The sequence below is a fragment of the Dietzia sp. DQ11-71 genome, assembly GCF_014144995.1.
Classification (GTDB): domain Bacteria; phylum Actinomycetota; class Actinomycetes; order Mycobacteriales; family Mycobacteriaceae; genus Dietzia; species Dietzia kunjamensis.
Genome location: NZ_JAALDT010000044.1, coordinates 1 through 11,050, shown reverse-complemented (window position 1 = coordinate 11,050; position 11,050 = coordinate 1). Strand labels below are relative to the sequence as shown.

8 protein-coding genes and 1 pseudogene are annotated in these 11,050 nt (G+C 70.9%); 5 read left to right on the top strand and 4 right to left on the bottom strand.

Annotation, left to right across the window (positions count from 1 at the left end):
- A pseudogene (locus G6023_RS01815) lies at positions 1 to 615 on the top strand (cell wall-active antibiotics response protein); the annotation flags it as partial.
- Positions 612 to 971 (top strand): hypothetical protein, encoded by a 360-nt coding sequence (locus G6023_RS01810; RefSeq protein ID WP_119192260.1) that lies wholly within the window; start codon positions 612 to 614, stop codon positions 969 to 971. The pseudogene G6023_RS01815 and the gene G6023_RS01810, both read left to right, overlap by 4 nt.
- Before the next feature lie 237 nt (positions 972 to 1,208).
- On the opposite strand, the gene guaA is transcribed toward G6023_RS01810, so the two are convergent.
- Positions 1,209 to 2,822: a glutamine-hydrolyzing GMP synthase gene (gene guaA / locus G6023_RS01805; protein WP_269502373.1), complete on the bottom strand. Its 1,614-nt coding sequence runs from the start codon at positions 2,820 to 2,822 to the stop codon at positions 1,209 to 1,211.
- Positions 2,823 to 2,944: 122 nt separating this feature from the next.
- Between guaA and G6023_RS01800 the strand changes: the two genes are divergently transcribed.
- Together G6023_RS01800 and G6023_RS01795 are read left to right on the top strand one after the other, a co-directional pair.
- Complete coding sequence (locus G6023_RS01800) at positions 2,945 to 4,438, top strand: WS/DGAT/MGAT family O-acyltransferase (protein ID WP_182633932.1); 1,494 nt, start codon at positions 2,945 to 2,947, stop codon at positions 4,436 to 4,438.
- Positions 4,321 to 5,844, top strand: coding sequence for a WS/DGAT/MGAT family O-acyltransferase (locus G6023_RS01795; protein ID WP_277817494.1), 1,524 nt, complete (start codon positions 4,321 to 4,323; stop codon positions 5,842 to 5,844). Before G6023_RS01800 ends, G6023_RS01795 begins: the two co-directional genes overlap by 118 nt.
- A gap of 34 nt (positions 5,845 to 5,878) precedes the next feature.
- Here the strand turns inward: G6023_RS01795 and G6023_RS01790 are convergent, their stop codons facing one another.
- From G6023_RS01790 to guaB, 3 genes are all read right to left on the bottom strand, one after another.
- Positions 5,879 to 7,642 (bottom strand): FAD-dependent oxidoreductase, encoded by a 1,764-nt coding sequence (locus G6023_RS01790; RefSeq protein ID WP_069390002.1) that lies wholly within the window; start codon positions 7,640 to 7,642, stop codon positions 5,879 to 5,881.
- A 120-nt stretch (positions 7,643 to 7,762) separates the two neighbouring features.
- On the bottom strand, positions 7,763 to 8,902 hold the full coding sequence (locus G6023_RS01785; protein ID WP_069390001.1) for a GuaB3 family IMP dehydrogenase-related protein: 1,140 nt from the start codon (positions 8,900 to 8,902) through the stop codon (positions 7,763 to 7,765).
- Positions 8,903 to 8,908: 6 nt separating this feature from the next.
- Complete coding sequence (guaB, locus tag G6023_RS01780; protein WP_069390000.1) at positions 8,909 to 10,444, bottom strand: IMP dehydrogenase; 1,536 nt, start codon at positions 10,442 to 10,444, stop codon at positions 8,909 to 8,911.
- A 114-nt stretch (positions 10,445 to 10,558) separates the two neighbouring features.
- Between guaB and G6023_RS01775 the strand changes: the two genes are divergently transcribed.
- The gene (locus tag G6023_RS01775) at positions 10,559 to 10,981 is read left to right on the top strand and encodes a DUF5319 domain-containing protein (protein ID WP_069390006.1); all 423 of its coding nucleotides are present in this window, start codon (positions 10,559 to 10,561) and stop codon (positions 10,979 to 10,981) included.
- Positions 10,982 to 11,050: the final 69 nt, after the last annotated feature.

Here is an 11,050-nt window from a genome sequence, read left to right as displayed (position 1 = left end):
GCGTGGGACCTGCCCGAACCCGGCCTCGCCCCCGCCCCGGTCGAACCGACCCGGCCCCGGTCGCGGCTGACCAAGGTCACGCTCGGCCTGGCACTCATCGCGACCGCGGTCGCCACCGGGTTGTCGACGCTGGGCGGATTCACCTGGCTCGACACCACGCGCATCGCCGCGATCGCCCTGGCGGTGGTGGCCGGCGGGCTGCTCGTCGGCGCCGTCACCCGCCGCGGGTACGGGCTGCTCGTGGTGGCCGGACCACTCGTCGGGTTCGTGCTGCTCGCCCTGTCGGTCCAGGTCCCCACGGGTGGCTGGGAGACCTTCGGCGACGAGCGGGTGGAGATCACCTCCCCCGCCCAGCTCGACACGCCGGTCACCCACGAGGTCGGCACCGTCACCGTCGACATGCGCGAGCTCGAACTGGACCGCGACCGCAGCTACAGCATCACCAACGAGGTCGGTGAGGTGCGGGTGCTGCTGCCCGACGGGCTCGCCGTGCAGGCCGACTGCCGGACCGAGATCGGCTCCGTCGACTGCCCCGACCCGCCCGCCGACACCGACGGGCCAATCCTGACCCTGGACATCACCACCGAGATGGGAAGCGTGAAGGTCACCCGATGAATACGAACACGCCCGCAGACGACCGCCACCACTCCACCGCGGGAGCCCCGCCCGAGCAGTCGCCGCGGTTCGACCCGCAGCTGTACGACCCGCTGCCCTACGGCACCGGATACCCGACACCCGAACCGCTCGGATTCGGGGTCTCCCCCGAGCCCGCGACCACCCCGGCCGGCGCCGTCGAGGTGGTGGAGCACCGGCGGTTCGGGTCGCCGGTGCTCGCCCTGGCCGGCGTGACCTCGCTGGGAGTGGCGGTGTGGGCGATCCTGGGAGCGCCCGCGATCGCCCCGACGGCGTTGCTGGCCGCGGGACTCGTCCTGGCGGTGCTCGTGGGACTGATGATGGTCATCCGCCGCTGACGCCCGACCGCGATACGCGCCGCACGGCCCCTGCGCCATCCATCGGCCCCGAATTCGTCGGCGGCGTGGACAGCCGCCCGCCGCGAAGGCGTCTCGCGTGAGCCGCGGGGCAGGCCAGACGCCATCGCGGGGGGCGGCTGTATCCGGAACGTACAGGCGCGCGAGCGAGAGTTCAGGCGCGGGAGCGGATGCCCGGGCGGTGGGGGCGGTGGGGTGGTGTGGGCGTGCGGGGGCGGCTCACTCCCACTCGATGGTGCCCGGCGGCTTGCTCGTCACGTCCAGCACGACCCGGTTGACGTCCGGGACCTCGTTGGTGATGCGGTTGGAGATCAGCGCCAGCGTCTCGTACGGCACGCGCGTCCAGTCGGCGGTCATGGCGTCCTCGGAACTCACCGGCCGCAGCACGATCGGATGACCGTACGTCCGGCCGTCGCCCTGCACGCCCACCGACCGGACATCGGCCAGCAGGACCACCGGGCACTGCCACACCGTGGAGTCCAGGCCCGCCGCGGTCATCTCCTCGCGCACGATCGCGTCCGCCGCGCGCAGGGTCTCCAGTCGGTCGCGGTCCACGGCGCCGACGATGCGGATCGCCAGGCCCGGACCGGGGAACGGGTGGCGGCCGACGATCGCCTCGGGCAGACCGAGCTCACGGCCCACGGCGCGGACCTCGTCCTTGAACAGCAACCGCAGTGGCTCGACGAGCGTGAACTCCACATCGTCCGGCAGTCCGCCGACATTGTGGTGGCTCTTGATGTTGGCCGTACCCGCTCCGCCACCGGACTCGACGACGTCCGGGTAGAGGGTGCCCTGGACGAGGAAGTCGACGGAAGAGGCGGCGGCCTCACCGGAACCCTGGAGTTCGAGCGCCTGCGTCACCGCCCGCTCGAAGGACCGGATGAACTCGCGGCCGATGATCTTGCGCTTGGTCTCCGGGTCGGTGACATCGGCGAGGTGCCCGAGGAAGACATCGGAGTCGTCCAGCGTGATGAGGCGGGCACCGGTGGCGGCCACGAAGTCGTTCTCGACCTGCTCACGCTCGCCCGCACGCAACAGTCCGTGGTCGACGAACACACACGTGAGGCGGTCCCCGATCGCACGCTGGACCAGGGCGGCCGCGACGGCCGAGTCGACGCCGCCCGACAGGCCGCAGATCGCGTGGCCGTCGCCGATCTGCTCGCGGACGGCCTCCACCAGCTGGTCGGCGATGTTCGACGCGGTCCACGTCGGCTCGAGCCCCGCCACCTCGGTGAGGAAGCGGCTCAGCACCTGCTGGCCGTGCGGCGAATGCAGGACCTCCGGGTGGTACTGCACTCCGGCCATGCGCCGCTCGGTGCACTCGAACGCGGCGACCGGGGCACCGGACGACGACGCGGTGACGGTGAACCCCTCGGGCGCGGCCGTGACCGCGTCCCCGTGGCTCATCCACACCGGGTGGTGCTCCGGCAGGCCGGCGTGCAGGAGGCCGCCTGACACGCTCACGTCGGTGCGGCCGTACTCGCGGCTACCCGTGTGCGCGACCTCGCCGCCGAGGGCACCGGCCATCGCCTGGAAGCCGTAACAGATGCCGAACACCGGCAGACCCAGATCGAACACCGCCGGGTCGAGCGAGGGCGCGTCCTCGGCGTACACGCTCGCTGGTCCGCCGGACAACACCAGGGCGACGGGATCCTTGGCGCGGATCTCCTCGATCGTCGCGGTGTGCGGGATCACCTCGGAGTAGATGCGCGCCTCGCGCACGCGGCGCGCGATGAGCTGCGCGTACTGGGCGCCGAAGTCCACCACGAGTACCGGGCGGGGCGCCACCGCCTCGGCGGCGATCTGGGAGTCGGTCTGTGCGTTCTCGGCCACGGGGTCGAGTCTAGGCCCCGCGGCCCATCCGCCGAACTCGGCCACATCCCCCGTGCCGGGGTTCACAATGAACCCCACCACGACCCCGGCCGGCCCCGGACCGAGAGAGCTGGAGCGCATCGATGGAGCGAATGACCGGTTTCGACGCGAGCCTGCTGTACATGGAAACCGCCCAGCAACCCCTCGTGGTGGGCGGAGTCCTCTTCGTCGACGTCTCCGGCCTCGAGGTCGGGTACTCCTTCGAATGGCTCCGGACCGAGCTCGGCCGCCGGATCAAGGAACTGCCCGAACTCCGCCGCAAGATCTACGACTCCCCGCTCAACCTCGGCCACCCCGCCTGGGTCGAGGAATACGACCTCGACATCACCGCACACGTCCGCCGCGTCGACGTGGACCACCCCGGTGACGACCGCGCGGTGTTCGAGATGTGCGGCACGCTCGGCAGCCGCCCGCTGGACAGGTCACGCCCCCTGTGGGAGATGTGGGTCCTCGAGCGGCTCACCGAACCGGACACCATCGTCGTGTACTTCCGGGCTCAACACGCCATCCTCGACGGGGCCAACGGCGCGAACATCCTGCGCAAGTTCGCCTCCGCCGGAGAGCAGCCCTCCGCCCGCGACCTCGACATGGTCCGCGTCGAGGCGGGCAACGCCAACCCCATCCGGCTCTTCGCCGGCGGGTGGTGGGATTTCTCCGTACGTCGCCCGCTGACCCTGGCCCGGCTGGTACCCGAGGTCGCCGCGCTCGCCTTCACACTGCGCAGGGCCACGGCGGCCAGGAAGAAGTCGGACGATCCGGCCCCGGAGGAGACGGGCACGGCCGACGCCACGGACGACCTCGTCGTCGTCCCCAGGGCGGCACCGTTCACCGCGCCCCGCACCCGCTTCAACGCCACCATCACCCCCCACCGGGCGGTCTGGGGTGCCTCACTCGACCTCGGCGAGATCAGCGAGATCAAGGACGCCTTCGGCGTGACCGTCAACGACGTGTTCCTGGCGGTGATGGGCGGCGCGCTGCGGCGGTACCTGCGCTCCCACGACGACCTGCCCGACACGTCGCTCGTCGCCGTGGTCCCCGTCTCCACCCGCGACGCCGAGGGCTCCCGGGGCAACAACCGCGTGACGGTCCTGTTCGCGTCCCTGGGGACCGACATCGCGGACCCGCTCGAGCGCCTTCGCGCCATCTCCGCCCGCACCAACCGGGGCAAGAAGCAGTCGAAGAACGGCATGCGGCCGGACCTCATCCAGGACGTCGCCACGCTCGCCCCCGCCAGGACCCTGCAGATGTTGATGCGGATCTACGGCGACTTCCACCTGGCGGACCTGCACCCGGTCGTGCACAACCTCGTCGTGTCGAACATCCCCGGGCCCCGTCAGGGACTGGACTTCCTCGGATGCCGGGTGACCCACGTCTACCCGCTCGGGCCCCTCATGCACGGTTCCGGACTCTCGGTCACCGCCATGTCCATGGGCGGTCGACTCGACGTGGGGATCAACGCCTGCGAGCACCTCGCCCCCGACCCCGACCTGCTCGCCACCGGGATCCGGGAGGCGATGGCCCGGCTGCTGGAACTCACCCGGGAGGCGGCGCGGTCGGCGGCCGCCGGGGAGGGCTGACACGTGGAACGGATGAAGGGCTCGACGCGAGCTTCCTCTACCTCGAGACCCCCGAGCAGGTGATGGTGATCAACGGCCTGGTCCACCTCGACGTGACCACCATCGAGGAGGGCTACTCGTTCGAACGCCTCCGATCCGGGCTCGCCCGCCGGGTCAAGGCCGTCCCCCCGTTCCGCCGCAAGGTCCACGACTCACCGTGGAACCCCGGCCACCCGGCGTGGGTCGAGGACTTCGACTTCGACATCACCCACCACCTACGCCGGATCGCACTCGGGCCGGCCGGCACCGAGGACGAGCTGCTGGAGACGTGCGGTCGACTCGCCTCCACCCCGCCGGACCGCGCCCACCCGCTGTGGCAGGTCTGGATCATCGAACGGGGTGACCCGCACGCGCCGACCGTCAGCGCGTTCTGCCGGGTCCACCACTCGGTGATCGACGGGATGCTGGGCGCCGAGTTGCTCTCCGCCCTCGCCGCGACGGACGCCACCACGCCCGACCAGGATCCCGCGCTCGTGCGCACGCACGTCGGACGGGCCAACACCCTGCAACTGATCGCCGGTGGCGCCCGCGACGTGCTGGGCCGGCCCCTGGCCCTCCTCCGTCTGCTCCCCGAGACGCTGTCGGTCCCCGCGGCCATGAGACGCGCCCGCGGCCGGGCCGGCCACGGGGAATCCATGCCGGCCCCGTTCACGGCGCCGCGGACCCTCTTCAACCACTCGCTCACCCCGCACCGCGCCGTGGCCACCGCATCACTCGACCTGGCGTCCGTCAAGCTCGTCACCGCCCGCCTCGGCGGCACCGTCAACGACGTCCTCCTCACCGTGGTCGGCGGTGCTGTGAGGTCCTACCTCGAGGCCCACGGAGACGCCCCCGCCTCCTCCATGGTGGCGATCGTCCCCATGTCCACCCGAGACGATCTGGCCACCGGTGGCGCCAACCAGGTGTCGGCCATGTTCGCCTCCCTGGCCACGGATGTGGCCGACCCGGTCGAACGGTACGAGCGGATCTCCGCCGCAGCGGAGACCACGAAGCGCCAGGCCGCGAGCATCCGACCGGCGCTCCTGGACAACTGGGCCCGCATGGGCCCCCGTCGGCTACTCGACATGGGCATGCGGGCGTACGAGGCACTCCGGCTCGCCGACGTCCACCCGGTGATCTACAACCTCATCGTCTCGAACGTGCCCGGCCCCCGTCACGCCCTCTACTTCCTCGGCGCGCGGATCACCCACATGCACCCCTTCGGCCCGCTGCTCCACGGTGCGGGGCTGTCCGTGACAAGCCTGTCGACCGACGGGCGGCTCGACCTGGGGGTGATCTCGTGCGAACACCTGGTGCCGGACCCGGACGCGGTGGCCCGCGGGATCACGGCGGCGCTCGACGAGTTGCTCGAGCTCACCGCCCCCTGACCGGGCTCACCGCCTCCTGACCACGGGTAGACCGTCAGCTGACCTGGACGATCGGCAGCCGCAGGGCTCCCGGCGCGGCCTCCGGGACCATCGGCGACACGGGCGGGACCGGCGACAGGCGCCGGTAGTCCTCGCCCTGGGCCGGGCGCTGGTCGGCCTCACCCTTGTTGGGCCACAGCGACATGGCCCGCTCGGCCTGGGCGGTGATGCTGAGCGCCGGGTTGACACCGAGGTTCGCGGAGATCGCCGATCCGTCCACGATGTGCATCGTCGGGTAGTTCCACACGCGGTGGTACGGGTCCACGACCCCGGTCTCGGGCGAATCCGAGATCACGCAGCCGCCCAGGAAGTGGGCGGTGAGCGGGATGTTCGCGATCTCGCCCCACGTGCCCCCGGGCAGGCCGCCGATCTCCTCGGCGATCTTGCGGGTGGCCTCGTTTCCGGCGGGGATCCAGGTGGGGTTGGGCTCCCCGTGACCCTGCTTGCTGGTGACGTACCTGAACGGACCGAAGCGCTTGACGTAGGTCTGCAGCGAGTTGTCCAGGTTCTGCATCACGAGCGCGATCACCGAACGCTGGCTCCAGCGGCGCAGGTAGAACAGCTGCATGAACATGGCCGGCTCGCGCCGGACCTCGTTCAGCAGGGTGCGCCACCGCGGGAGCGGCCCGTCGCCGTCCGTCAGCAGGGTCTGCAGGATGGCGATGGCGTTGGAGCCCTTGCCGTACCGGACCGGTTCGATGTGGGTGTCGGGGCGGGGATGGAACGACGACGTGATGGCCACACCCTCGGAGAAGTCCTGCTCCGGCTTGTAGTTCGGTCGCATCGCCCCGAGGATCGCCTCGGAATTGGTGCGGGTGAGCCGACCGATCGCATCCGACAGCTTGGGAAGGGACCCGGAGTCCTTGGCGTAGTGGAGCAGGTGCTGGGTTCCCCAGGTGCCGGCCGCCACGACGACCTGACCGGCGGTCACCGTGGTGGTGCGCTTGCCGCGACGCGTCCAGGCGCCCGTCCGCTCGAGGGTGATCTCCCACGTGCCGTCGCCGCGCTCGCGCAGGTCGCTGACCGTGGTCCGGTCCAGGATGCGGGCGCCCGCGCGCTCGGCGAGGGCGAGGTAGTTCTTCATCAGCGTGTTCTTGGCGTTGTGCCGGCAGCCGGTCATGCACTCGCCGCACTCGATGCACGCGTTGCGGTCCGGCCCCACCCCGCCGAAGTACGGATCGGGGACGAGCTCGCCGGGCTTGCCCTGACCGCCGGTCTTCTCGCCGAAGAACACGCCGACCGGGGTGTAGACGAAGGTGTCCTCGGCGCCCATGTCGCGGGCCACCTTCTTCATGACCTCGTCCGAGTGGGTGTGCGTGGGGTTGGTGACCACGCCCAGCATGCGGCGGCCCTGGTCGTAGAACGGGGAGAGTTCGGACTCCCAGTCCGTGATGTGGCCCCACTGCCGGTCCTTGAAGAACTGGCCGGTCGGCTTGTACAGGGTGTTGGCGTAGTTGAGGGAGCCGCCGCCCACGCCCGCGCCCGCGAGGATCATCACGTCACGCATCATGTGGACGCGCTGGATCCCGAACAGCTTGAGCTTGGGCGCCCACACGTACCGGTGGAGTCGCCAGGACGTCTTGGGCAGGTCCGCGTCCTCGAAGCGGCGACCCGCCTCGATGACCGTGACGCGGTACCCCTTCTCCGACAGCCGCAGGGCCGTCACGCTGCCACCGAAACCGGATCCGATGACGACGACATCCGTGTCCGTCGGCGTGGTGGGGGCGTCGGTCGGGGTCGATGGTGCGTGCGGCGTCATGGTGCAACTCCCAGGAGTGGTCGATGGTGGGCATCACAGTACCCGAGCACCATCGAACCTACCGGACAGTAGGCCCCGGTTTGTCCAGAGTGTGGATGCGTCCGACCCATGGTCGGGCGGTCAGGGCCGGACGGACAGGTCCACCTTCTGGAAACCCTTGACATCGGAGTAGCCGCACTTCGCCATCGCGCGACGCAGTCCGCCCATGAGGTTGCGGGTGCCGTCGGGGACGCTGGTGGGCCCCTCGAGGACCTCTTCCAGTGGCGCCAGGGCCGTCTCGTCCTCCACCTCGGACACATGCCCGCGCGGCACCTTGGGGTGGGCGGACACCGCGTCCCAGTAGACACCGCGGCCCGGGGACTCCAGCGAGCCGGCGAGCAGCGGACCCAGGACCACCGCGTCGGCGCCGCACGCCACGGCGCGGGCGATGTCACCGGAGGTGTAGATGTCGCCGTCGGCCAGCACGTGCACGTAGCGGCCTCCGGTCTCGTCGAGGTAGTCCCGCCGGGCTGCGGCCGCGTCGGCGATCGCGGTGGCCATGTGGACCTCCATACCCAGCACCTGGCCGGTGGTGGTGATGCCGTCGACCCCGCCGTATCCCACGATCACACCGGCGGCGCCCGTGCGCATGAGGTGCAGGGCGGTCTTGTAGTCGACGACGCCGCCGGCGATCACCGGGACATCGAGGCCACCGATGAACTCCTTGAGGTCGAGCGGGGCGTCCTCACCGCTGACGTGCTCCGCCGAGATGATCGTGCCCTGCACCACCAGCAGGTCGATCCCCGCCGCGACGAGCCCCGGGGTGAGCTCGCGCGCGTGCTGCGGTGAGACCCGCACCGCCACGGTCGCGCCCTCGTCGCGGATGCGGTGAACCGCGGCGGCGAGGAGCTCGCGGTCGATCGGGGCACGGTGCAGCTTCTGCAGTCGCGCCACGGCCCGGTGTCCGGTCACGTCATCCAGCGCGAGCTCCCGCAGCTCGGCGATCACGGCACCGGGATCGGCGTGACGGGCCCACAGTCCCTCTCCGTTGAGCACGGCCAGACCACCGAGCTTGGAGAACTCCACCGCCGAGTCCGGGGAGACCACCGCGTCGGTCGGGTGTGTCATCACCGGGATGTCCATCTGGTAGGCGTCGATCTGCCAGGAGGTGGACACCTCCTTGGAGCTGCGGGTCCGGCGGGAGGGGACGATGTCGACCTCGCCCAGCCCGAACATCCGACGGGCCTCGCGACCCAGGCCGATCTCCACGACATTGCGCACGCGACTTCAGTCCTTGACGTTGTAGTTGGGGGCCTCGACCGTCATCTGGATCGCGTGCGGATGGCTCTCCCTGAGCCCCGCGGCCGTGATCTGGACGAACTGGGCACGGTGCATCTCCGGGATGGTGGCGGCTCCGGTGTAGCCCATGCCCGCACGCAGCCCGCCGGCGAGCTGGTGGAGTACCTGACCGACGTCTCCCCGATACGGGACCCGCCCCTCGATGCCCTCGGGCACCAGCTTCTCCTCGGACAGCACATCGTCCTGGAAGTACCGGTCCTTGGAGAACGACTTCTCCTGCCCGGGCTTGCCGCGCCCACGCATCGCGCCCAGCGAACCCATGCCGCGGTAGACCTTGTACTGCTTGCCGTCCACGAAGATCAGCTCACCCGGCGATTCGGTGCACCCCGCGAGCAGGGACCCGAACATGCAGGCCGAGGCGCCGGCGGCGATCGACTTGGCCACGTCACCGGAGTACTGCATACCGCCGTCGGCGATGACGGGGATGCCCGCGGCGTGCGCGGCGACCGAGGCCTCGAGGATCGCGGTGATCTGGGGGGCACCCACGCCCGCGACCACCCGGGTGGTGCAGATGGACCCGGGGCCGATGCCCACCTTGATGGCGTCCGCGCCCGCGTCGATCATCGCCTGGGCGGCCCCGCGGGTGGCGAGGTTGCCCCCGATCACCTGCACACGGTCGCCGAGTTCCCGCTTGACCCGGGCGACCATGTCGAGGGCGTTGCGGTTGTGGGCGTGGGCGGTGTCGACCACCAGGGCGTCCACCCCGGCGTCGGTGAGGGCCCCGGCACGCTGCCAGGCGTCCTCCCCGGTGCCGATGGCGGCGGCCACGCGCAGCCGGCCGTCCGAGTCCTTGGTGGCGTCGGGGTGCTTCTCCGTCTTGACGAAGTCCTTCACCGTGATGAGTCCGGTCAGTCGCCCGTCACCGTCGACGATCGGCAGCTTCTCGATCTTGTGTCGGCGCAGCAGGCCGAGCGCCGCCTCCGCGGTGACGCCCTCCCGCGCGACCACCAGGGGCGCCCGGGTCATGACCTCGTCGACCCGTCGGGACTTGTCCATCTCGAACCGCATGTCGCGGTTGGTGATGATGCCGACCAGCTCACCGCGCTCGTCGGTCACCGGCAGTCCGGAGATGCGGTAGCGGGCGCACTTCTCGTCGACCTCCGCCAACGTGTCGCTGGGCGCGCAGGTCACCGGGTCGGTCACCATCCCGGCCTCGGACCGCTTCACCGTCTCGACCTGGGCGGCCTGGTCCCCCACGGAGAGGTTGCGGTGCAGGACGCCGATCCCGCCCTGCCGTGCCATGGCGATGGCCATGCGGGCCTCGGTCACGGTGTCCATCGCCGACGAGATCAGCGGCACCCGCAGGGTGATGTCCCGTGTCAGGCGGGTACTGGTGTCGACCTCACTGGGGACCACCTCCGAGGCTGCCGGGAGGAGGAGCACGTCGTCGAACGTCAGGCCCACCATCGCGACCTTGGTCGGGTCGTCGCCGCCGGTACGCACGGGGCCATTCGACTCGCTCATCTGCCGTCCTCCTGGGGGGTCGTCTAGGTGCTGTCTTTCGAGGATAGTGGTTCCGGGGTCCGCGGCTCGAACCGTCGACCACGTGAGACCGTGGTCACGGGTACGGTGGAGGTCGTGGACGATCCCCTACGGCACGGAATGCCGCCCGACCCGTTCGCCGGCGATCCGGATGATCCGGCCGCGGAGCTGGCCGAGCTCGACCCCGTCGATGACGACATGCCCACGGGCCCGCTCGACGCGGACGAGCGGCGCGCGATCGAGGAGGACCTCGCGGATCTCGCGGAGTTCCGTCGGTTGCTGGCCCCGATCGGGGTGAAGGGGGTCGCGGTCCAGTGTGACGACTGCGCCGAGGAGCACTACCACGAGTGGGACATGCTCCGCGCCAACCTCATGCAGCTCCTCGAGGACGGCTCCCTGCTCCCCCACGAGCCGGCCTTCGACCCGATCCCGGACGACTACGTGACCTGGGAGTACTGCCGCGGTTACGCGGACGCCGCCCGCGCCCTGCGCCCCCGTCGCCTCAACTGGCGCCGCTGAACGGAGGCGGTCGCCGTGCGCGGGTGCCGCCCGTTCGGCCCGGCCCGGCCCGGCCCGGACGACTCGATC